Source organism: Flavobacteriales bacterium, assembly GCA_020635855.1.
Taxonomy (GTDB): domain Bacteria; phylum Bacteroidota; class Bacteroidia; order JACJYZ01; family JACJYZ01; genus JACJYZ01.
In genome coordinates this window covers 1,287,279-1,311,374 of record JACJYZ010000002.1, presented here as the reverse complement: position 1 = coordinate 1,311,374, position 24,096 = coordinate 1,287,279, and the positions used below count along the sequence as shown (strand labels likewise).

Below are 24,096 nucleotides of genomic sequence, written 5' to 3'. Positions count from 1 at the left end.
ATTACACGCGTTTAATTGGTTATTTGAATGTGTTTTGATAATCCGGATCCTGTTTCATGACCTTGAAGCTTTCCGGGTAGTTTTCAACGAACCACACCATGAAGGCGGTTACATCAATCTTGTCCTTGATCACATCGATCGACTTCTGTTCGAATTTCCTTTTGTAATCTTCATCTTTCACGATATCAAGCGCCCTTTCAATTACGCCGTCGCTTTTGCGGAAGATCTCAATCAGCCCCAGCCGAACCTCTTCATCCAGGGTACCTGCCTGAGCGGTGCTGATGCACAATGAAGGCGTACCCAGGAACACAGCCTCCGCCGACATGGTGAGGCTCTCACTGACCAGCAGGGAAGCACCTTTGAGCACATCATGCATGTATGCGGGATGGGTGCTGTATGCATAGCCTTTCAGGTCATCGGGCAATGCCGCTTCGGAAGAGATAACCACCCGGGCATACTTCGACAGCTCCCGCACCAGCCTGTATTTTTCTTCGAGTGACAGGCCGGTGAGCCCGATATCATGACTGGCTTGCCAGGACACGAACCGAAGCACAATGTATTTGCCGTCTTTGCCCAGCTCGGCTAGTTCTGCAGCTGCCTCCGGATTGGGTTTGAATCTTTTGGGATGCAGGGAACACAACTCCATGAACCCGTCGAAACGAATTTGCCGGGAGCCCTGGTTCTTCAGGTATACCTTGGGAGTAAGGATGGCCTTGGTGAAGGGCACATACATGATGTGACCGAACATGTTGTGGTCGGTGTCATCAAATGCGATATGCGGTTTTCCAGAAAACCATGCCACCTGCGCGGCATAGGGCGAAGCAAAACTCAGGAACACATCCAGATGTTCGTGTTTCGCCTTTTTCATCAGGAAGCGGTCGGCTTTCAGCATATAGGAAAGCTTGCCCCGGATACCGGTTTTCCCTTTCCCCCTGTTCGTATAAGAAAAGCCGTAGTAATCCAGCAGGGTCAGCGCCACTTCCTTATCCCTGGCTGATATGGTCACCTCGTGCCCTTTCTCCTTCATGATCCAGATGAAGTTCTTGAAATAATGCACGTGGGCCGGGTGCCCTATGTCGATGAAGATTTTCACGAAGGTTGATTTGATTGTTTGGGAGCATAATGGTCGTAAAACCGGATCAGCGGTGCAAACTCCGCGTTCCGTTTCAGCGCCGTTTCGATGATACGTTGGTAGGCAGCCTTGTATCCCGGGTATTCTCTATCGTTGTAAACCCTGTGGTGGAAGTTCACCACCAGCACCGCATCGTTGCGATCCACTTCATCCAGCAGGGCTTCGTATTGTTCCCACTTGTCTGCGGCCGGCATGAAAGTCACATCCATAACCGCCATGGGGAACACGGTGAATGCGGTTCCGTTGGGTTGGAACGGTTTGATTTTCCCATCCACAAAACCGATGTCATAGTTGGAGCCCCAGGATGTATCGTACACGAAGCCGAGTTCTTCGTGGATCTTCCACGTGGTATCGTCCATGTTGAGGTGGTGCTGACGGGTGCCCTTCACCGGGTGCCCCAGGATAGACTCGAGCCGTTGCTTTTCCCTGCCCAGCAACTCCTTGTTGTTATAAGACAGGAAAGAACCATGCACCCCGATCTCCCAACCGTTGGCATCCAGGTAACGAACGGCTTCCTGGATCTTGGGTTCAAACAGGTCATAACGACCGACAGCCAGGGCGAAGGTGGAGGGCTTGAAAGGATTGAAGCGGATGCTTTCATCCAGCATAAAAAAGGTAGAGCGCACGCCGTAGGAATCTTCCAGGGCGGCGATGTCGTAGATGTTCCAGTACGGCTCCTTTTTGATGGGAGGCGTCATGTGGTACAGGGCATCGCCGATTTTCCCCTTCATAAGGCTCTTGGCAAAACCCGTCAGGTATTGATAGGTTTTCCTGGTGCGATCCACATCGTGTGTCAATGATACCCTCAGCACGTCTCGGTTGATTTATCGTTTAAAACTGAACAAGCGTTGATAATGATACGTCCGGATAAACTTCCCCAGGCCCTTGTCGACCAGCCTGGGTTTTCTCCGGATCCACGAGCCGAAATATCCCCGAAGGTAGCTCATACTTGCCGATATATACGGCTTCTTTTTCATCATGAAAGCACCACGAACCAAGGTAAGCCATACGTCATTTCGTTGGCGGTAATGGGTGATCCCGTTGTTGTAAAAGAATTTGAGCGACTTATACTCCGCCGCTTCAGGCCGGTGGTGCTTCACCGGAACGGGTATGTTGGCCACCTTCCAGCCCAGGTATTGGGCATGCAGAAGGTCGAGTCCGTCCCAACCGTTCTCTTCCACAAATCCGCCGATCGCATCCCAGCAGGGCTTACAGATCGCTTTCAAGGCACCCTCCACCCTGGGATGGCGTGCCACCTTCATATCAAAATCACCTTCATTTTCTACGATGATGCCACCGCAGATGCCGACCTTGGGATCTGCATCAAAGGCTTTGGCAATGTATTCGAAATAGCTCGGAGGGAATGACAGGTCTGCATCCAGCTTTACAATGAAACCATAGTCTCCGGCGGGTACATTCGCATAACCCTTGTTAAAAGCCCGGATCACCTTTGAGCCGTAGGAACGTTGTTCACCTTTATTGTCGAGGGTCATGACCGCGATCCAGGGGAAGCGGTCGGCATATTCCTTCACGATCTTCCCGGTATTATCGGTGGATCCGTCGTCCACAATGATCCACTTCTCAGGCTTCAATGTTTGCTGAGCCATGGAGTCGAGTGTGAGCCGGATGTAGGCTTCCTCGTTCTTCGCAGGTGTGATCACATAGTATTTCATTCCTAATTCCTAATTCCTAATTTCTAATTCCTAATTCCCATCACTCCACTTCCACCGGCGTCATCCCCAAACGCCCCAGCCTGTCTTTATAAATGATATGCATAAACATGATGCTGAGGAAGAACGGGTACTGAAACAGCGATTGGCTGAACCCCAGTAGCAGGATCACGGCAAAAGCCAGCGGTGCGAATCCTTGAGGAAATGAGTGCGACAGGCACATGGTTTTGAGCGTTCTGAAATAGTTAACCAAAAGCGTAATGAATGCAAAGATACCGTAAGTTGCGAGGAGATCGGATAACCCATTGTTACGATGTTGGTCATCACTGAAAAAAGTGAACTCCCGCCCTCCAAACCGCATCTCTCCTTTTCCCCATCCGATGAAGGGGCTGGTTGCCCAGTCCTGCACGTCGGCATAGGCGCTTCCGAACCTGGAACTTGGGTCATCTTTCAGCTCCATGTTCTTTTCCACCTTCTGCCCCAGAAAATCGAAACTTACGAACATGAGGATGGATACGGGCACCAGCATCGACACCATGAACAACCGGTTGGATATTGTGCCTTTCACGAGGTAAAAGGATGTAACAATCACGAACAATGCCGCATACCCCGTGGTAGAGATGGTGGTGATCACAGCGATGGCGAACACGATGTTTTTCTTGTTGATCAGGGTTCCGGTGCGGATCACGTTGAAGATGATCGCAAACAACAGGAACACCCCGTATGCACCGGGTTCCCAGAACGGACCCGAATTGCGGAACTCTTTCAGCACAGGGTGAAACGTGTATATCATCACCGTGGGCTGATGGTCATAAAACGGGTTGTCTTCGGTACCCAGTCCGAGTGGCGGAAAAAACGGACATATGCTGCTTTCGAAAAAGCCCCTCACATTATTGGATAACACGGAAGGCACGTAGAACACAAACCCGATCAGGGTAAGCACATAAATGATGTTCACGTAATACCGGGTAAACTTCCTGTCGCAAATTGTAACGGTAAGAATGGCCAGAAAGAACCGGGTATAACTTCCGATGAAAGTGGCAATGGCAATGTCATAGATGAAGATATCCTGCAGCACCTCCACGAAAAAGAACACTGCCACAATGGCCAGGTGTTTCGGATTGAAGGGAATGCTTCTTTTCAGGAACACGAACAGCACAAACATGCAAAGGAATACAGAATTCAGTGCCGACTTGAAAAAGAACGGCATACCGCTAACCGCAACCAAGCCGAACACCGCGGCGTAGTTGACAAGTTCTTTCATCGGTAATGCCAGTATCCTTCTGAGCATAGCGCTAATTTTTTCCGTCCACCACCTTATTCAGGGATGAGTGTTTGTACTTGATGTAGACGTACGGGATCACAGCCACTGCCACGAAGAAATAAAACGGGAACAACAGTTTGTACCCGAATCTCCACGACATATTCAACTGGTTGAAGAAGTAATTGGAGGAATACCGGTTTTTGAAAATATTGCGCAGGTAGGCACCGAAACTCTTCACCAGCCGGGGATTGCCGCCGCTGGTCAGCTGCATGTTTTCCAGCACGTATGCATCATAGCTCACGAACACTTTCACGCCTTTGCGGGCGGCACGGAGCACGAAATCGTAATCGGAATTGTATTGAGGAAATGTCTTGTCGTCAAAATAGTTCAGGCGTTTCAATACATCGGCCGGCATCACCACGCCACGGGTGGGTAATGTGATGGATGGCACATAGCCTGTAAGTTCACCCGGTTCCATGTATGTGAACGGGGGCACGTATTTGTGGTACTTGAGCAGCAGGCGGTTCTGGCTCTTGAATCCTGAAAAGGTGATCAGTCGGGGTGTACTCACGGAAAACGACGCCGATCCCATGATCACGTTTGCCCCTGCATCGAAATAACTTTTGGTGATGTCGCGCAGGTAATGATCCGGAAGTTGAACGTCGTCATTCAGGGTGAGGATGATATCCGACTTCAGTTGTTCAACGGCATAGCGGCATCCCTCGTTGATGGAGCGTGTGAACCACCAGTTGCCGTCGCCGGATACCACGTGCACCTCGGGGTATTCATCCCGGAGCATTTCCAGGGTACCGTCGGTGGAACCATCCACCACTACCACCATATTGAACCGCACGTCGGGCTGCTGTTGTGCCTTGAGCTGCCCGAGCAACTGCGAAAGCTCCCGCTTGCGGTTGAACGTAGGAATAACGGCTGTCAGTAATTGTTGATTCGTCATTGTCTTCATTGCTTTTCGGACTGCATCGCTTCTGCATTCCTTAATATCCTCCTCACCTGCCAGGGCGCGATCACCGGCCCGTAAAAACTACAAATGATGGTGGCCAGGATGATACCTGCCACGCCCATGCCCCACATCACGGCAAACAAATAGGAAACCGGGAAAAAGGCTGCCATGCCGATCAGGTTCACGATCATCTGCAAACGTATATCTCCGATGCCGTTAAGCAACATGATAAAAATGTTACCAAATGATGTGACCACCACAAAAATCATCATGAACAAAGAAATATCGAAATCCACCGTCACTTCATCCTTCACCCAAAGGAAGTACATCTGCTTGGAAAAAATCAACATAACTACCGCCCCGACAACCATAAGCAACCAGATGCGCAAAAGCTGCCGGATAGACTTGGTGATCCATGCAAAATCCCTTTTGGTATAGGCTTCGGTATAGGCCGACCAGAATGGCGACATGATGATGCTGAAAGCCATGGTGAGGATACCGAAATAGCGGAATGCCACCGTGTATGGCGGCACCATTCCGGGTCCGAAATAGCGACTGATAAGAAAGTTGCTCATTTCATAAAACACCAGGATCGTCACCTGGATGATGAAAAACTTCACACCCAGGTTCAACACGTCGCCGAGCGCCTTGAAATCAATGGCACTGAATTTCGGATAGTACGCACGGAAGCTGGTTCTGTAGTAAAAGAGATTGATGACCAGCAACACAAGTACTGGCATGGTAGAGAACAGCAAAGCCACCTGGTAAAGCGATCCGTCTCCGAACTGCTTCAGCAGAAGCACACCCACCAGGATCAGAATGTTACCGAGCATGGCGTTGAAGGAAACACGCGCCGGTTGTTGGTTGGCCAGGAATATGCTGTTAATGAGCTGCAAAATGAACTGGATGCAAAACATTAGGAACACCAGCAAGGTAATGGCATGCATGTCTTCATCAATATCGGACGGGATATTGAGCAACTCGTACCAGTTGATGAAATGATTGGCAATGCTGAAGATCAGAAACACCACCATGCTGAGCGCGGCAATGGAAACATACGCTGTACTCACGTAGGACTGCGCCTTTTTCATATCATCCTTTGCAAAAGATTCTGCCAGCTTGTTTCGCAAACCGTGTCCAAGTCCGATATCGAAGAAATTCACCCAACCCATGATGGAGCCGATGGTAAGCCATAAGCCGTATTTGGTAGGGCTCAGATAATGAATGGTCAACGGTACAAGAAGGATGTTGATAACCATGCTCACGCCTTTGATGGCGAAGGAGCTGATGATGTTCTTGATCGCTTTGACGGATCGGGCGTGCGTGCCGGAGAGGAATTTGTTAAAGAAGGATAACATGGCTATTCATAATTGACCCGGCCTTTCAGCTTGGCTTTCAGGACATTTTTAAGCACGCGAAAATAATGAAAAGATGAGCGCGGATTGATGGGCACATCCAGTGCTTCCGGCCACAATCGCATCACGATGTTGCGGAAGAAGGTGAAATCGGGTTTGCTTCGGAAGGCAGGATCAACGGCCAGGATGATATCCAGCAATTCCCGGTTGTTATAAGGTGTTGCCGATTCATATACCATATCCGATTCGAGCTGGCTTTGTGCCTGCCAGCTACCCATTCGGTGTTCCCAGTAAAACATATCCAGGATATCGTAGCCATGGAGGGCATCGGACGTTGTCAGTTCTTCGTACCATTCATGCATGCGTACATTCACAAATGGCAGCTTATCCCAGTGCGGAATCCTGTTCACGATATCGGAAGCAGATGTCACGGGTTCGTGCGTACCATGCTTATAGTAAAAGCAGCGCCCAACTTCAGCACAGTTGCCTTTCACAGCCACCCTGTCAGACGGGTATTCTGCTGACATGCCGTGCGAGATCACGCCCCAGTCGCACAGATGCGCCATATCCGAATTGGCATTGTATACCGCTGCAAACCCGGGATCCACTTCCTTGCGGCAATCGATCACATGGTGTTTGTAACCGAATGCGGAGAGGATCTTCCGGGGCACTTTCAACTCAGTCGAACCCTTCTTCAGTTTGCGGTACTGCAGGGTATAGAAGTAAATATCATCGGCAACGGGCTTGCAGGCACTCAGGATGGTTCGGGAATCGAAACCGGCCGTGAGGGCCAGGGCAAGTTTAAACCTGTGGTGATATGCCACTGCAGACTTCCTCAGCAACTCGGACGCCTTCTCCACCGCTTCCTGCATGTCCATTCTTTGCAACTGTCGAACGGGCCAGAAACGCACCTGTGTGTAATTCCTTACATCCAGGTAGTGGTTGGGCACCAATTGCTGAACATCTTCAAACAACGATATTCCACAGGGAATCCAGTGTTCCAGTGTAGCCTTTTTGAAAACGGAAGCCTGGTACTCATCGAACCGTTCTCCTTCCTTCAATGGCAACACATGTTTCAGCAGCAAGGGCTGGGATGCCATATACAGCTGACCGTTTGTGCGCGTATAAAAAACGGATTTCAGTCCGCATGCATCATGAAAAACATACCATTGATCGGCTTTGCGAACGATCAGCACAAAGCGCCCCGGATAGCGGTAAAGTTTCTTTGTGATTCCGTCAACGGTTGTATCACCTGAAAGGAAATCTTTGAGGATGTCTTTGTTCTGGTGGTTCGGCTGGTCGGGATCTATGATGTGACCGACAAGTGCGAGTTCGGTATCCGTTGGTTCATTCCCGGCAACATCCACCTGGATCAGGGGATGCGCATACAGGTGGTTCCCTCCCAGCCGCACATGCTGCCAGTGTTCCAGTTGATCACAGGTAACCGGTGAAAACAGAAATTGTCTTGCGCCGAATAATTCATGTGTAGAATTTGCCATAGCCTGTTGCGAATGCTGTACCGGGATTTAGTGATCATCCCCCATCTCCATCACATCTTCATTCGCGATTCTTCACTTTTAAGTTATAAGACACTTCACGGGAACCAACCGACGGGTTCATGCACATCTTACCTTAACACGGCATAGCAAGGCTATGCTTTCTTATTAAAGTATTTGTTGTCTCTGCCGTAAACGGTTCCTGTCACATCCACGTCGTTCAGCAGGCAGTAGACATCTTCCATTTCTTTGGATTTAATTTCACCAACCAGGTTGGAAAGACCGGACCGCAGGGTTACGCCCTTGCGTGCGACAATGATTTTCATGTCGCTGTATTTCATCAACACAAATGTTTCACTGACCAACCCGGCGGGGGCGGTATCGATCACCACGTAGTCGTATGACACCTTCAACTGATCGATCAGGTATTGCGTTCGTTCCGAGTCAACCAGCTCTGCTGGGTTTTCCGGCACATCACCTACGCTGATACAATCAAAACCCGGAATACCGGTGGGTGCGATGATGGCATCCACATCATCTGTGTCACCATTCAGGAAAGCGACGAGTCCGGGTCGTTCGTTATTGAACGGTTCGTAAGCATTGGGACGTCTCAGGTCAAAGTCAATGATTACCGTTTTACGCTTAGCCAATGACAGGCTGTGCGCCAGGTTAAGCGAGCAAAACGATTTACCTTCTCCGGACATGGATGAGGTGAACAGAATCACTTTATGTTGTTGGTCGGATGCGAAAAACTCCACGTTGGTACGCAATGAACGAATGGATTCGGAAACCGGTGATTTCGGTGAATCTTCGAGGATGGAGAGTTCTTTCTGGCCTGACTTCCGGTACACGCGTCCGATCAGTGTCAGACGTGTTACGGACAGCAGCATCTGCTCATCCAGGATGGCGTTATTAAGTATGGTTTTGATGCCCAGGAAGAAAAACGGCAGTGTAAATCCGGCGAATATGGCCACGAGGTAGTTAATGGCTTTTTTCGGGGCCACGGGATCCATCTGGGTCAGCTTGGCACCTTCAAGGATATCGTTGTCCGGGAGATTGGCGCCTCTTGCGATCTGTGCATCCGCCTTTTTGCGAAGCATGTATTTGTAGACCTCGTCATTCAGGCCTTTCTTACGCTCGATGCCCCCCAGTTCCCTTTCGGTTCCCGGCAGCCGGGTGATCTTTGAGTTTTCCTCATTCAGGCGGCTATCCACTGAAGCCAGCAAAACGTCATTGGTTTTCACCATGTACTGAATGTACTCCATCAGGGCTTTTCTCCGGCCCATCATTTTGTCCTGGATGGTTTTGAAATAAGGGTTCATGGTTTTATCCCCTTCCACCATGTTGTTCTTTTCGATGCTCAGCTTCAGGTATTCTTCAATCATTCCCGCGAGCACAGGATCATTCACGCCCATGGAAGAGGGCATGGCAAGGTTCACCTTGCCGTGATCACCGTCAACATTATCGAGTACATAATTGTAGTATTTGTCACGGGATTCCAGTTCAGCTTTCTGGCTTTCCAGGTCTTCCACATTTTTAAATGCCTGATCGGAAACGGTTTTCATTTCCATCACTTTGTGGGCTGACCGGAATTTTTGCAGGTCTGACTCATTTTCGGTCAGTGTTCCTTCAATGGAAGCAATCTCGCGATCAATATATTTGATGGAGTTCTCAGCCATGGAACTTTTCTTATCCAGATTGCGCAGGACATAAGCTTTGGTAAGCTCATTGATAAAGTCGATGCCACGTTGCGGGCGTTTCACCTTCAGTTTGATACTGATGGCCTGGATATCTTTCCCTACCTGCTCCACGGTAAGTTCCTTTTGAATATCGTACATCAACCGGTTCAGGTCATTGAACTTGAACTGGTACCGGGTTTCATTGGCAAAATGGGCGTTTCTTTCAAGGTTCCGGTAAACGATCAGGCTAAGGGCCGGGGTTATAATGGTGTCTCCGTACTTGTACTCTTGATCGATGCCGAAAGGGTCGGTTGTTGACTGCTCTTCCCTGGCGTAATTATAGAGATCTATTTCGCCATCCGGCTTCTCAAGATGTAACCGGAACTTTTCATTTGATACGGGAACAACATCGAACTTCACCCCGAGCGGCTGCACATGTTCCCGATCAATCACCACCCGAAAGGGACAGTCATCGTAGAGTTCGATCTTTCGGATCGTGTTGGTCACCGCATTGTAACTGACTTCCGCATGGGTTTGCTCGAGGGCCTGATGAATCAGCTCAAAGGACTTCAGCTTGCGGATTTCCTTGTTGATATCACTGGTCGGGGTAAAAATGGAGAACGACTTCATGAACTCATCCGAGGGGTCGCTGCTGTGCCATTCATCAATCAGAATCAGGCTTCCCACCTCATATACCGGCTGCAGATACCAGTTCACGAAGTACGCAAGGCTACCGAACCCTACAACCGATAAAGCGAAAAAATACCAATACTGCTTGAGTTTCTGCAGGGCATATTTGACGTAATAAAAACTTTCGTGCGACTGTCCGCTCTCCATTCTTCTAGCGCGAATTAATATAGTTCAAATAAAACACCAGTACAACCATGGCGGTATTTCCAACCGACAAAATGAGTGAATACGGTACCTCCTTCATGCCGAAGCGGCGAATCTTCAAGGGAGACACATAAATAACATCGTTGGGACGCAGGTAATAGTATTCCGACTTGAACACCTGGTCTTTGGTGAGATCAATCCGTCTCTTCTGGATTTCACTTCCATTCTCGCGAATCAAAATCACTTCGTTTCTGTTACCGTATTCTGAAATGTCTCCCGCCATCCCAATGGCCTTGAAAATGTTCAATTGTTCGGATGTATACGAATAAGTTCCCGGGTTGTTCACCTCACCGAGGACGGTTATGGAATTATTGACAAAACGAATGGAAACAATGGGAGAACTGAGCACAGCTTTCAGATGCTCCTGTAACACTTTTGCGGCCTCTTGGAGGGTATAGTCACTCACTTTCACCTTGCCGATAACCGGAAGCAGGATATACCCGTTTTCATCCACTGTATAGGAGGTGACTGCAAGACTGGCATCTGTGATCGACGTATTGATCTTATTTTCTTCATTGAAGAAATTGTACTCCGGGTTGTCAATAGATGTCACCCGAACGTACAGCATGTCAAATGGGCTGATCTTGAGTCGTTGTTTTGTACCCGTCCAATTTTCCAGACCACTTTTGGTCTCATTGGTGGATTGTACATAAACTGTTTTTCGCTGGGGAACGCAGGAAGCCAAAGCAAATAACAATAAAATCGCGGCAAATAATCTGTTCATAAAAGCACCTCCGGTATCAAGGGATCAATCAAGTATGGCAATTGGTTTTACTATCGTTTTTCTGAGTGACTGATTTCAGGCACTCAACTTTCTTTTTGTGACCATATTGTATATGGCCATCCAAAAGTATTTGAAGTTAACCAAAACACCATACTTTTTCCGGCTATGCAGATAAATTCTTTCTGCCCGGACGACGCCATCAAACCCCGTTAACCCCAATGCAACGTTAGGCGGAATGCAGCCGGGACGGTATTTGATACGTTCCTTCTGAAGATCCTCAGGAAGCGATTTAAAGCCAAATTGAGTCAAGGGTCTCACCCCCACGATCGCCAGCTCACCTTTCAACACATTAATCAACTGTGGTATTTCGTCTATATGCAGCTTGCGAATGAGCTTACCCCAACTGGTAATGCGGAAATCATAGTTTGGTTTACCCACGTCATTATAACCATTCATCTTCACAACATAATCCTGAATGTATTCTGAATAAGGGTGCATCGTCCTGACCTTGTAGATACCAATCATCTTTCCACCTTTACTTACACGCCTCATTTTAAGCAGCAGGCCATCGGGAACATTCTTCTTCTTGCTCGGAAACCCTGTCTTCATGGCCGAGAAATACATCAAATTATTGGCTTCTTCATAACCAATGATCTCAAAACCGGCATGACTCAACCTACCCAGTACTTCTGCTTTTGAAACCACAAAATAGCGGTTGCGAGACAGAAGAGAATAGACCGACTTGGTGAAAGACAACCTGGCAAAAACCCGGTTCACCATAAAATCAAACATCCACATGACTTTAGCCGAAATCCAGCGATGTCCTTTGCTGAACCGGATCCAACGATGCTTGGTGGTTTCCACACAACCAATATAGATGCCAGCATCCGGTAACACACTGTTCACCAAGGGGAAATAAGTATTCAAATCATTCTTGTAGTTAATCACACCCAAATCAATGACAGTCTTAATCTGACTGGAATTTGAGAGCGACACCTCATAGGTAATATCCGTTGATGAAAGCAATAAGATCGTCCGGTCACTATTGAGCGGAGCCTGTTCAGTTATAAACCTAAGGATGTCTTCCCCGGCCTCATCCTGAATAATCTTTTTTAGTTTTTGTTCCTTTTTGCTGAATTCCTCATCATGACTACTGGCTTTGCCCTGTCGGGAAAAAAACTTCAGCACCTTTTCAGTGCTCTCGGAAAGAAAAACCTTCTTTATCTCCTCATCCAGTTGAGGAGAACCAACCGACGCTACCATCTTCTCTTCCATGTTAACTAAGATCTTTTGACATTCAACTGCATCAAACGACAGGTAAAATTACGTACACTGATAATGACACACACTTCTCACCAGTGGATTTTCACACCTGACAAATTCCATTTTGAATGTAATTATCTCAACTGCTAAGTGATAATTTACACAAAAATACGACATACACATCTGAAAAAGAGAAGCATCAACTGACAAATTTCCTCTTTAGCGTTGCTCTTTTTCATTTTTGAAAAGGCAGGTTCATCTCAATGAACACCGGATATGCATCTGCTTTATTTTTTAGATCAACACAACCTTAACCTCGATCAAAACCAAACACACCTTTCCAATAGAGTAATTCTACTTTGTCAAATATCCTGATCGATTACGGACGCAAACTACCATATCTAACAGAAAAACAATAAATTACATTTAATTTTATTCAAAAAAAACGGTTATTCTTACGCATGGCAAACACATAAGTTACCTATATGCCAAAAAGAACGAACCACAAAGCCTTCAAATGGCCAATTTTAACTTTTTTTTGCATCTATTTCTTTCTAGTCGAATTTAAATACAAACAGGAAAGATCACTCACAAAATATCCATACATATCAGATAACCAGCAATATAATAGAAATTAATGTATGATGGAACCACACTTAAAACATGCCATTTTCTTGGTAACAAAAAGACATAAACAGATTCCTACGCCCGGCACAGATTTTATAGGTAGTTCGCTTAGGGGAGTATACCATAATAAGGATTCAAGGTTTCACGAAAGAATGAATAAATATTTTTGTTATTTTTTTTAAACGTGATGTATTTTTTAATCACTTTTTAACCTACCGGAGATCCTAAGAATTAACCAAAACTAGCTTGATCAAAAAGCACCTTGCACCTTGCTTACATTTAAGCCCCCTGAAACCGCTTATCTTCATCCTTCTCAAACCACAATACAAACACATCTCAATCCCCTACTCCTACTGGCCGTGTTTGTTCATTACCCGATTTTCCAGTAGATTTAATAACGGAATATTCCGCCCAATGAGCTAAATATCAAATTGGTAACACAATCTGCATGCTGAAAAAACTTCTGTTTCAAGTGGTATGCGTTTACCTAAGCTTTCAAGTTAAAGCACAGGAATTGCAATGGATTGATGCGTCAGTAAGGATTGACCGATCCATTGCCACTGCTGTTGTACGCGACGAATCTGACCGCATCTACATTACGGGCAACTTCCGAGACACCCTTATTTTTGATACTGATACCTTTGTAAGTCGCGGCAACAGTGACATTTTCGTTATGGCCCAAGATACGTTGGGCTCAACCCTTTGGGTCCGCACCATTGGTAGCGCCCTTAACGATGAAGCTTCAGCACTGACGATTGATAAACTTGGGAATATCGTAGTTACAGGAGGAATCAATGACTCGGCTTTCATAGACACAACCTTAATTTCAACCCAGAGCCCAAACCAAACCTTATTCATTGCGAAGTTTAACCCTCAGGGTCACTTGCAAAGCGAAGTCCACATCCCCAACATGATCTTTTGCATGCCACAGGATCTGCAGGTGGATACAGACAATAGCCTGGTCCTGACCGGACAGTTCTATGGAAACATAAACAAAGACAATGTTTCACTGCCCAATCTGAGTGGAAAAACATTCTTCATACTGCAGGTGGATCCCTCCGGTATTTTCCAATGGGGAGCCATGTGTTCCGGCAGCGGAAATAACGGATCCAAAGTAGCTATTTCACCTGACGCCTATTATGTTACAGGGAGCTACAGCGACGGCGCCACCTTCGAATCAACTACACTGCACGCGTATGGCAGCAACCACAACCTATTTGTTGCGCGTTACGAAAAGAACGGCTCCTTGAGCTGGATCCGACATGTAACCGGCCCCGGAGAAGTTCACGGAAACACCATTTCAGTAAACAAAAACAATCGCATCATGGTTGGCGGAGATTATGCCACTTATTTGGATAGCCTCGATTATCACAACAAGGGCAGCTACGACGTGCTTCTTCTTGGATATACCAATAATGGAAAAATGATATGGGCCAACCACTTTGGCGGCATCAATCAAGACATCCCCAGGGCAGCCTCTACAAATGGCAACCTTTTCTCAATAACCGGCATGTTCAGTGACTCATTGCACCTGGATGATACAACATTGGTATGCCCAGGCGCGAATTCCGCATTCATATACACGGTCGATGAGAACGGCAAGCGAGTATGGATCCGGCAACTGGCTGGCACGGCAACGGTTGACCCATACGGAATTCATTACCGTGAAAATAAGATATACGTATCCGGTTACTTCTACGACAATATCATTGCTGAAAACCACAACATTCCTTTCGATACCATCAATGCCGGCGATTTGAACAGTCACTACTTTTCAGCATGCCTTCGCGATGAAACCAACCTCATCAATAGCGCACCGGCCACAGAAACAGCCAAGCAAGCCATTCGGGTTTTTCCCAATCCAAGCCATACAGGCAATTTCCACCTGGTGATACCAAGAGAAAATGTAGCAGAATCCATTGTAGTGAGAGACATACTTGGACGAAAAGTACCATGCAGTATTCACCCTCAAACAACATCCGTTTACCTCATATCTCTGCAGGAACCCTTTCCTCCCGGATGGTACTTTGTACAAACCTCCGGAAAGAATGATTTTTCTGCAGCAACCAGAGTCATGATTGAATAAACTATGCTATCAGAAATTAACATAGTCAACTTTTTACGAACGGGAATTTTTGTCACACTCCTTGTTCTTATGGCTCAATCCAGTACTTGGGGGTGCGATGGACATAGTGCTATTTTTAACGGATATAAAAATCTGGGTAATAATATCTACCGGATACAATTCAACATTTGTATTGATGAAACAAACGGCAAAAAACCCAACAAAGGGTGGCTATTATCCATAACCGGGGGAACAATTCTATCCACATCACCAGACACAATTAGCAACATTCAAAATGGTGGGAACACTTCATTCACACCCGTAATTACTGGAAACGAAATCCAATGGGGTTGCCTGGAGTGTATGCATGATTCCACCGGAAATATTTTCATTCCAATACTTGGCAACAAAGAGTGTTTTGAAATCACGGTTGACATCCAGGGAATTCCATCTGAATGGAGGTTGCTTGGAAACTATATTGGCACTGAACAGGGGTGCATCGTGGATGGCCCCGGTTCGTGTGATCATCCAAATTGTGTAAGCCAATCTACATCCGGAGGAACCTGCCTTTGTAAAGCATGTTATGATATTGTACATGGATGCATCAGAAATGGATATGAATATTGCTGCGCCAGCGGATTCTTTCCAGACTTTGTGGGTGTTCACCCCCCTGCATCACCTGCAGAATACTTACTAAATGCGTACCCGAATCCTAGCAAAACAGGAACTTTCCAGCTGACAGCGCCTACTGACAACACGATAATGAATATTGTTGTTCGCGATGTTTTGGGAAGACTGATACCATTTACATCAAAAACCATCCAACCGAACACGTACGAGATCTCAATCAATACCGATTCCAACACCGGCTTGTACTTCATACAGGCAACCGGCGAAAATGACTTCAACGCTTCAACACGCATCGTGATCCAATAACAAACCCAGGCAACATGAACCACGCAACGCACTCCTCCAGCATCAAATGGTTTGCAGTACTTTTGATGCTTATTTCCATGCATGCACGCTCTCTTGCATGTGATGGAAACAGCATGGTATACAACGGATATTCCGACCTAGGCGGCTGCGTGTATCGCCTTCGATTCCATGTTTGCATTGACGAAACCAACGGAAAAAGAGCCAACAAAGGATGGATGCTTTCTATCACTGGAGGCACCGTTTTAGCCGCTACACCTAATCCGCTGGTGAACTCCAATAATGGAGGCGGCACATCACTGACTCCCAAAATAACCGGCAATGATATTGAATGGGGCTGCATCGCCTGTATGTACCCCGCCACAGGTCCCACATTTATCCCGATCCTGGGCAACCGCGAATGCTTTGATGTAACGGTGGATATTCAGGGAAGTCCGACCAGCTGGATTGCCTACGGAAACCTGATCGGCGTGAAAGAAGGTTGTGTGGTGGACGCACCAGGTTCATGTGACCACCCCAACTGCGTAAGCCAATCCACCACCAATGGCACATGCCTCTGTAAACTGTGTCAGGAAATCAACCATGGCTGCATCAAAGGCGACTATGAATACTGCTGCGGCCAGGGCAATTTCCCTTCCTTCCCGACCTGTTGCATTTTACAAACCTCTACCTCCACAGTCGACATCCTTTGTGACGGTGACGATGATGGAAGCGGCACCGTTACGGTTTCTGCCGGTACCGGACCGTACGATTATCTCTGGAGCAATGGAAAAACCACATCCACCATCACCGGATTGACTCCGGGCACCTACACAGTAACCACCAGCAGCAGCGACGGCTGTGAAGACATTCAAACCATCAACATCATAGCTCCACCACCACTTACGCTTTCTCTCACACCAACTGACATCCCATGCGCAGGCGATAACAGCGGTTCAATTACATCCGATTATGGAGGCGGCACACCTGGCTATACCTATGTCTGGAGCAACGGCGCCACCAATTCCAACGTCTCCAATGTTGGTCCGGGAACCTATGCGCTCACGGTAACCGACGCCAATGGTTGCACCATCACCTCGGATGCAACCGTAACAGAACCCGACCCTCTTACCCTGAACATGCCTTCAGATCTGTATGTATGCTCGGATGACACCCCTACAAGCGACCTCACCTGCACACCGGGTGGCGGCACACCAACATACACATACAATTGGTCGAATGGCGGCACGTCTGCCACCATCACGGTCACCAATGTGGTCAACACGAGTCCAACATATACAGTCACCATTACGGATGCCAACGGATGTACAATTACAGACCAGGTAACCGTATACGTTTCATGCAACCCATCCGTCGTACTCAACGACACCACCCTGTGTGAAGGTGAATGCGCCACGGTGAAAGAGAACGCATTCGGAGGCGATCCGCCCTACCAATATCAATGGAGCGACCCCAGCCTGTCAGGACCCGGCCCACATTCGGTGTGCCCTCCTGCGACCACCCAATACTGCGTAACCATTACAGACGGCAATAACGTTACCGCAGAAGCTTGCATGACGGTAAACATCAATCCCCCACCCACCCTGACCACTTCAGGCACAGGTTCGGTTTGCGGGCAATGCAACGGATCCGTTTCGGTTTCTGCAAACAGTACAGGACCGTACTCCTACATGTGGAGTGATGGATGCACATCAGCAACCTGCAACGACAAGTGCCCGGGGTCTTATGACGTAACGGTGACCGACGGAAACGGATGCGTTAACCAGGCCAGTCAAACCATCGGCAATATTGGTGGCCCCACTATCTCAGCAAGCGCAACAGACGCAAGTTGTGGTGGAATATGCGACGGAACCACCTCGGTAACCATCACCTCGCAGGGCACGCCGCCTTACACCTACATATGGAGCAATGGATGTGACCAGACCTCTTGCACAGCCGTTTGTGCCGGCACCCATACCGTAACAATCACAGATGGCAATGGATGCATTGATGTGGCCACCACCACAGTAACCGAACCTGTACCGGTTGTCAGCTCCGTTACCACATGGGATGAAACTTGCGGAAATTGCCAGGGCGCCGCGTCTGTAAGTGCATCCGGTGGCATACCCGGCTATCAGTTTGTATGGGACTCCGGCAACACGTCTGACAACCAAGACTCGCTATGCCAGGGTATTTATTATGTAACCGTAACAGATTCACACGGGTGCCAGGTGATTGATACCGGTGTTGTAAACAACATCATTGTTGATCCGGCCGCAGATTTCCTACCCGATCCTGTGACCGTTAGCATCATGAATCCGGTGGTCAACTTCATCGACAAATCCTCAAATGCAATCACCTGGTTTTGGGATTTCGGTGATTCCACAACATCAACCAACACCAATCCGACCCACGTGTTCGCAGACACGGGTTGCTATCTGGTTAGCTTGTTTATTGAGAACCAATACGGATGCCACGATACAATCCGGCGTACCGTATGCGTAAAAGACATCTCAGCCATCTACGTACCGAATGTCTTTACGCCCAATAAAGATGGCGTGAATGACTACTTTACCGTGGGATCATACAATTACTGCCAATTTGAAATGTACATCTTCGACCGGTGGGGCAACCTCATCTATTCCACCACATCCCTCGCGGGGTGGGACGGAACCGCCAATGGTAGTACGGAAATCGCGCAGGAGGATGTATATGTGTGGTTAATCAAGGCACAAGATTGCAATGGCGAACAATGGAAACGTGTAGGGCGTGTGAGCCTGATCCGATAAAGATTTGATTAAGACCAATTTCTCATCCAGTTGACGCATTAAAAACAGTTTGTATGAAAACACCTAGAAACAATGAGGACTTTGGGGTACTCCTCTCCAATCCACCCCGATCCGAGTCCGTTGACGTGACTCCCAAATCAGGCTATACAACCGCCTGTTACCGCAATCAAAAATCTCCCATAGAAAAACACATCAACCTGATGCTAGCGCTGGTGCTCACATGGGGCATGAGCATGTTCTGGAGCCCCACGATACAAGCTCAGCAGGAAACGGATGATTTCGAAGCAGGCCAGATTTATGTCAAGCTCAAAGACAATGTCGCCTGTCGTTTTGCCAAACAAACCAGCGAAAGCGTGGCGATCGAAAGCCTTCCTGCATTGGTACCGCTGACTGAAAAGTACGGAGTAACAGCACTGGCCAGGCCATTTTACTTCTCCAAATCGGATGTACTGGCACGCACCTATACGGTCACTTTCTCAAAATATGAAGATGTGATGCAACTCATCCACGATCTGGAACAGGATCCGACTGTTGAGTATGCCGAACGCATACCGGTCAAGCATCTCGACTACAGTCCGAACGACCCCCTTTACAGCCAAAGCAACATGTGGCACCTGTTCAAGATCCGCGCGGCCGAAGCATGGGACATCACCAAGGGCGACCCGAATATCATCGTTGCCATGGTAGACGGCGCCATTTCTGTTGAGCATTCCGACCTGAAGCCGGTCATATGGAACAACGCCGATGAAATTCCCGGGAACGGAAAAGATGATGACAACAACGGTTTTGTGGATGACTACCGCGGATGGGATTTCGGCCAGAGCGACAACGACCCGAGTCCGGAATCAACCACGGGAAACAACTGGAACCACGGCAGTCATACATCCGGCATTGCCGGGGCTGCTACCGACAACAACAACGGCATCGCCTCCATCGGTGCAGGCATCACGCTGATGCCACTCAAAACCGGATATGAATGCGGAGGCGTTTGCCTGAAGAACACCACCCAGGCCATCACCTATGCCGCTGACAACGGTGCGAACGTGATCAGCATGTCGTTCGGTTCAACCAGTTCCAGCCAAACCGAACAGAATGCCATCACATATGCATACAACAAAGGATGTGTACTGGTGGGCTCTGCCGGCAACACCGGAAGCCAAAGCAACAACTATCCAGGCACGTATACGGAAGTGATCGGGGTGGCAAATACCACCGAGAACGACACCAAGAACTCGGGATCAACCTATGGAACATGGGTGGATCTTTCAGCACCTGGCACCAACATTTACAGCACCGGATACCCGAGCAGCTACTACAACAACACGGGCACTTCCATGTCAGCTCCACTTGTATCAGGGTTGGCCGGCCTGATGCTTTCCGCCAATCCGAACCTGACACCGGCGGAAGTGAAGCAATGCCTGAAAAGCACTGCCATCAATATCGACAACCTGAACCCAAGTTATGCCGGCAAACTGGGGTCGGGACGTATCGACGCGCTGGGAGCTGTTCAATGTGCATCCCAGGGCACAAGCCCCACAGCTAACTTCACCTCCTCAACCGGTGGAAGTTGTGACGGTGTTATTTCCTTCACCGATAAATCATCCAATGCCACCAGCTGGAGTTGGAATTTCGGTGACGGCGGGTCATCCACCCAACAAAATCCAACCCATACCTACACCGCCTCCGGAACCTACACGGTCACGCTCACCGCTACCAATACCAATGGTTCCGACAGCAAATCGCTGACGGTCACCATTTCCCTCCTCACAACACCCACTACACAAGGAGATGTGACATGCAACGCAGGAACAGTCAACCTTTCTGCAACCGGGGGCGGTACAGGTATTACTTACCACTGGTATGATGCCGCTTCAGGTGGCAATCTGGTGAACACCGGCACCACCTACAACCCGAACATCAGCTCAACCACTACTTACTATGTGGCTGCAACGGATGTCCAGGGTCCGCAAAGCGCAGGGCCTTCCGACAACTCCATTGGTGCCGGCGGCTATTTCACGGCCAATTCAGATCACGGGTTGTTCTTTGATGCGTTGCAGGACATCAAGCTGAAGTCGGTAAAAGTGTATGCCAATACTGCGGGATCGCGCACCATTGAAGTGCTGGATGCACAAGGCGGCAACGTGCTTCACACCATCACCCTGAACCTGCCGGCCGGGGAAAGTCGTGCAGATCTCAACTTTGACATTTCCGCAGCATCCGGCATGTTCATTAAGATATCCGGTGCAACGATTGACCTTTATAGGAACAGCGCCGGTGCTTCTTTCCCGTATACCGTCAGCAACGTGGTTTCCATCACAGGAAACAGTGCAACGGACGCGGGCTACTACTACTATTTTTATGATTGGGAAGTACAGTTGCCAGGCTGCGAAAGTGCCCGTACATCCGTAACCGGTACGGTGGTAAACCTATCCAAACCTACGATCACTTCAGATGCAACCACCCTCACTTGTGACCAGTCCGGCTTAACATATGCCTGGTACATGGGGGGCAGCGTGATCAGCGGAGCCAACGGCATGGTATACACCCCTGCACAGAACGGTTATTACCAGGTAATGATCACTGACGGAAACGGGTGTACGGCACTTTCCGATTCGGTGTACTGGCAACAGGTGGGCATTGCGGATGATGACCTGGCAAAGTCCATCCACCTGTATCCCAATCCCAACCAGGGGGTATTCAATATAGATTTCAACCTGGGGGCTCCCGCCCACTGCAGCGTTGTTGTAACCAACCTGCTGGGTGAAAGGGTGTATGCAAGTGAGCAGGAGGTAAACGGACACCTGCATCAGATCATTGAAATGAGCAAATTAAACAAGGGCATGTACCTGGTTCAGATTCAGGTCGACAGCCGGTCGATGACTAAAAAACTGGTTATCAACTAACCGCTTGCATGATTTCTCCCGTAAGGGCCTTCCCGCTTAGGTGGGAGGGCCTTTTTGTTTCAAAAAAAAGGCGGACAATGTCCGCCTTTTCATTTATTCACTTGTCGTTCATCACGCCACTTCCTTTGAAAGGAAGCTGAGGATCTTGTTCAGGGTTGCACTCGGGCGCATGGCTTTTGAAGCAAGTGCATCGTTCGGGTGATAATACCCGCCGATGTCCACCGCGTTGCCCTGAACGGCCAGCAGCTCTTTCACAATCTGCCCCTCGTTTTCCGTCAGGGATTTTGCAATCGGCGTGAAGATCGTTTGCAGCTCCTTGTCCTTTGACTGAGCGGCCAACGCCTGCGCCCAATAAAGGGCCAGGTAGAAATGGCTTCCACGGTTGTCGATTCCACCAATGGAACGTGTGGGCGATTTATCATTGTCGAGGAAGGTACCGGTGGCTGCATCCAGCGTTTCGGAAAGCACCTTCGCCCGTTGGTTGCCGGTTACATTGGCCAGGTGTTCGAGCGAAACGGCCAGTGCCAGGAATTCTCCCAGTGAATCCCACCGGAGATAATCTTCCTGGAGGAATTGCTGCACGTGCTTCGGGGCTGAACCACCTGCTCCTGTTTCGAACAATCCGCCTCCGTTCATGAGAGGTACGATAGAAAGCATCTTGGCACTTGTTCCGAGCTCCAGGATCGGGAACAGATCGGTGAGGTAATCACGCAATACGTTTCCGGTCACAGAAATGGTATCCTTGCCTTCCTTGCTTCTCTGCAATGAGAACTTGGTGGCATCCACCGGAGACATGATGCGGATATCCAGTCCGGATGTATCATGATCTTTCAGGTATACTTCCACTTTTTTGATCAGTTCTGCGTCATGGCTTCTGTTCTTATCGAGCCAGAAGATGGCGGGGTCACCGGTTGCACGGGCGCGACTTACGGCCAGTTTCACCCAATCCCGAACGGGAGCGTCTTTTACCTGGCACATACGGAAGATATCACCGTTGTCTACAGGTTGCTCAAGAACTACATTACCGGACGGATCCTTCACCTGCACTTTTCCTTTTGCTTTGATTTGGAAAGTCTTGTCGTGAGAACCGTATTCTTCCGCTTTTTGCGCCATCAGTCCGACGTTGGAAACACTGCCCATGGTTGCCGGGTCGAATGCGCCGTTTGCTTTGCAAAAGTCAATGGTGGCCTGGTACACGCCGGCATAGCAGCGGTCGGGGATCACAGCTTTGGTATCCTGTTGTTTTCCTTCGGCATTCCACATTTGTCCGGATGCCCGGATCATGGCTGGCATAGATGCGTCTACGATCACGTCGCTCGGCACGTGCAGATTGGTGATGCCTTTATCGGAATCCACCATGGCGAGGGCGGGTCTTTTGGCATATTCTGCCTGGATAGCGGCTTCAATTTCATTGCGTTTGTCGGCTGGCAGGCTTTGTATCTTGGCATACACATCGCCGATGCCGTTGTTGGGATCCACACCCAGCTGTTCGAAAGTGTCTTTGTAGGTATCAAACACATCTTTATAAAACTCATACACGGCGGCTCCGAAAATAATCGGATCGGAGACCTTCATCATGGTTGCTTTCAGATGCACGGAGAACAGCACGTTGTTTGCCTTTGCGTCGTTGATCTGTTCAGCCAGGAATGATTTCAGCCCGCCCATGCTCATCACGGATGTGTCAATCACCTCTCCGGCTTTCACCGGGGTTTTATCTTTCAGCACGGTTGCACTTCCCTGCTCGGGAACGAACTCAATGGTGAGGTCAGCGGGTTGTTGAATGGTGACAGATTTTTCGCTGCCGAAAAAATCACCGGATGTCATGCTTGCAACGTGGGACTTGGAGGCCGACTTCCATGCGCCCATGCGATGCGGGTTTTTCTTCACATAATTCTTTACGGACTTGGGAGCCCTTCGATCGGAGTTTCCTTCGCGCAGCACGGGATTCACCGCACTACCCTTGATCTTATCGTATCTGGATTTGATGTCCTTTTCTTTATCGTTACCGGGTTCTTCCGGGTATTCGGGCAAGGCAAAACCCTGCGCCTGCAGTTCCTTAATGGCTGCGTTCAATTGCGGCACAGATGCGCTGATATTAGGAAGTTTGATGATGTTCGCCTCAGGGGTCTGCGCCAGTTGTCCGAGTTCAGCCAGGTCATCCGGGATGCGCTGACCGTCTTTAAGGAATTCGGGGAAAGTGGCCAGTATCCGGCCTGCCAGGGAAATATCCTTGGTAATCACTTCAACACCGGCGGGTGCGGTGAACGCCTGAATGATGGGTAGAAATGAATAAGTCGCCAGGGCCGGCGCCTCATCTGTCTTCGTGTAAATAATGCGGGGTTCTTTGCTCATGATTCGGATT

15 protein-coding genes are annotated in these 24,096 nt (G+C 48.7%); 4 read left to right on the top strand and 11 right to left on the bottom strand.

What is annotated here, in order from left to right:
• Window positions 1-19: 19 nt before the first annotated feature.
• The 10 genes from H6585_05420 to H6585_05375 all read right to left on the bottom strand — a co-directional run bounded on the left by H6585_05420 (window position 20) and on the right by H6585_05375 (window position 11,799).
• Window positions 20-1,093 carry a DUF354 domain-containing protein gene (locus H6585_05420; protein MCB9447769.1) on the bottom strand — a complete coding sequence of 358 codons (1,074 nt, stop codon included), beginning with the start codon at window positions 1,091-1,093 and terminating at the stop codon, window positions 20-22.
• Complete coding sequence (locus H6585_05415; protein MCB9447768.1) at window positions 1,090-1,944, bottom strand: polysaccharide deacetylase family protein; 855 nt, start codon at window positions 1,942-1,944, stop codon at window positions 1,090-1,092. Before H6585_05415 ends, H6585_05420 begins: the two co-directional genes overlap by 4 nt.
• 12 nt (window positions 1,945-1,956) lie before the next feature.
• Window positions 1,957-2,805 carry a glycosyltransferase family 2 protein gene (locus H6585_05410; GenBank protein MCB9447767.1) on the bottom strand — a complete coding sequence of 283 codons (849 nt, stop codon included), beginning with the start codon at window positions 2,803-2,805 and terminating at the stop codon, window positions 1,957-1,959.
• A 40-nt stretch (window positions 2,806-2,845) separates the two neighbouring features.
• Entirely contained in the window at window positions 2,846-4,093 is a 1,248-nt protein-coding gene (locus H6585_05405; protein ID MCB9447766.1) for a hypothetical protein, read from the bottom strand.
• A 4-nt stretch (window positions 4,094-4,097) separates the two neighbouring features.
• Window positions 4,098-5,021: a glycosyltransferase family 2 protein gene (locus H6585_05400; GenBank protein MCB9447765.1), complete on the bottom strand. Its 924-nt coding sequence runs from the start codon at window positions 5,019-5,021 to the stop codon at window positions 4,098-4,100.
• A gap of 5 nt (window positions 5,022-5,026) precedes the next feature.
• Window positions 5,027-6,385 carry an MATE family efflux transporter gene (locus H6585_05395; GenBank protein MCB9447764.1) on the bottom strand — a complete coding sequence of 453 codons (1,359 nt, stop codon included), beginning with the start codon at window positions 6,383-6,385 and terminating at the stop codon, window positions 5,027-5,029.
• 2 nt (window positions 6,386-6,387) lie between these two features.
• Window positions 6,388-7,881 (bottom strand): hypothetical protein, encoded by a 1,494-nt coding sequence (locus tag H6585_05390; GenBank protein ID MCB9447763.1) that lies wholly within the window; start codon window positions 7,879-7,881, stop codon window positions 6,388-6,390.
• Window positions 7,882-8,033: 152 nt separating this feature from the next.
• The gene (locus H6585_05385; GenBank protein ID MCB9447762.1) at window positions 8,034-10,394 is read right to left on the bottom strand and encodes a polysaccharide biosynthesis tyrosine autokinase; all 2,361 of its coding nucleotides are present in this window, start codon (window positions 10,392-10,394) and stop codon (window positions 8,034-8,036) included.
• Window positions 10,395-10,398: 4 nt separating this feature from the next.
• Window positions 10,399-11,019, bottom strand: a complete 621-nt coding sequence (locus H6585_05380; protein MCB9447761.1) for a polysaccharide export protein — start codon at window positions 11,017-11,019, stop codon at window positions 10,399-10,401.
• 231 nt (window positions 11,020-11,250) lie between these two features.
• Complete coding sequence (locus H6585_05375; GenBank protein ID MCB9447760.1) at window positions 11,251-11,799, bottom strand: sugar transferase; 549 nt, start codon at window positions 11,797-11,799, stop codon at window positions 11,251-11,253.
• Between the two features lie 2,149 nt (window positions 11,800-13,948).
• Between H6585_05375 and H6585_05370 the strand changes: the two genes are divergently transcribed.
• From H6585_05370 to H6585_05355, 4 genes are all read left to right on the top strand, one after another.
• Window positions 13,949-15,151, top strand: coding sequence for a T9SS type A sorting domain-containing protein (locus tag H6585_05370; GenBank protein ID MCB9447759.1), 1,203 nt, complete (start codon window positions 13,949-13,951; stop codon window positions 15,149-15,151).
• Window positions 15,152-15,220: 69 nt separating this feature from the next.
• Window positions 15,221-16,066 carry a T9SS type A sorting domain-containing protein gene (locus H6585_05365; GenBank protein ID MCB9447758.1) on the top strand — a complete coding sequence of 282 codons (846 nt, stop codon included), beginning with the start codon at window positions 15,221-15,223 and terminating at the stop codon, window positions 16,064-16,066.
• Between the two features lie 14 nt (window positions 16,067-16,080).
• Window positions 16,081-18,831 (top strand): gliding motility-associated C-terminal domain-containing protein, encoded by a 2,751-nt coding sequence (locus tag H6585_05360; GenBank protein ID MCB9447757.1) that lies wholly within the window; start codon window positions 16,081-16,083, stop codon window positions 18,829-18,831.
• 53 nt (window positions 18,832-18,884) lie between these two features.
• Entirely contained in the window at window positions 18,885-21,734 is a 2,850-nt protein-coding gene (locus H6585_05355; GenBank protein ID MCB9447756.1) for a S8 family serine peptidase, read from the top strand.
• A 111-nt stretch (window positions 21,735-21,845) separates the two neighbouring features.
• Here H6585_05355 and H6585_05350 read toward each other — a convergent pair whose 3' ends face one another.
• Window positions 21,846-24,086 (bottom strand): NADP-dependent isocitrate dehydrogenase, encoded by a 2,241-nt coding sequence (locus H6585_05350; protein ID MCB9447755.1) that lies wholly within the window; start codon window positions 24,084-24,086, stop codon window positions 21,846-21,848.
• Window positions 24,087-24,096 lie beyond the last annotated feature (10 nt).

Excerpts from the sequence above, each read along its gene's own strand:
- H6585_05355 (MCB9447756.1), top strand. The coding sequence starts at position 18,885 with ATGAAAACACCTAGAAACAATGAGGACTTTGGGGTACTCCTCTCCAAT.
- H6585_05395 (MCB9447764.1), bottom strand. The coding sequence starts at position 6,385 with ATGTTATCCTTCTTTAACAAATTCCTCTCCGGCACGCACGCCCGATCC.
- H6585_05365 (MCB9447758.1), top strand. The coding sequence starts at position 15,221 with ATGGCTCAATCCAGTACTTGGGGGTGCGATGGACATAGTGCTATTTTT.
- H6585_05405 (MCB9447766.1), bottom strand. The coding sequence starts at position 4,093 with ATGCTCAGAAGGATACTGGCATTACCGATGAAAGAACTTGTCAACTAC.
- H6585_05400 (MCB9447765.1), bottom strand. The coding sequence starts at position 5,021 with ATGACGAATCAACAATTACTGACAGCCGTTATTCCTACGTTCAACCGC.
- H6585_05380 (MCB9447761.1), bottom strand. The coding sequence starts at position 11,019 with ATGCTGTACGTTCGGGTGACATCTATTGACAACCCGGAGTACAATTTC.
- H6585_05410 (MCB9447767.1), bottom strand. The coding sequence starts at position 2,805 with ATGAAATACTATGTGATCACACCTGCGAAGAACGAGGAAGCCTACATC.
- H6585_05350 (MCB9447755.1), bottom strand. The coding sequence starts at position 24,086 with ATGAGCAAAGAACCCCGCATTATTTACACGAAGACAGATGAGGCGCCG.
- H6585_05375 (MCB9447760.1), bottom strand. The coding sequence starts at position 11,799 with ATGTATTTCTCGGCCATGAAGACAGGGTTTCCGAGCAAGAAGAAGAAT.
- H6585_05360 (MCB9447757.1), top strand. The coding sequence starts at position 16,081 with ATGAACCACGCAACGCACTCCTCCAGCATCAAATGGTTTGCAGTACTT.
- H6585_05385 (MCB9447762.1), bottom strand. The coding sequence starts at position 10,394 with ATGGAGAGCGGACAGTCGCACGAAAGTTTTTATTACGTCAAATATGCC.
- H6585_05390 (MCB9447763.1), bottom strand. The coding sequence starts at position 7,881 with ATGGCAAATTCTACACATGAATTATTCGGCGCAAGACAATTTCTGTTT.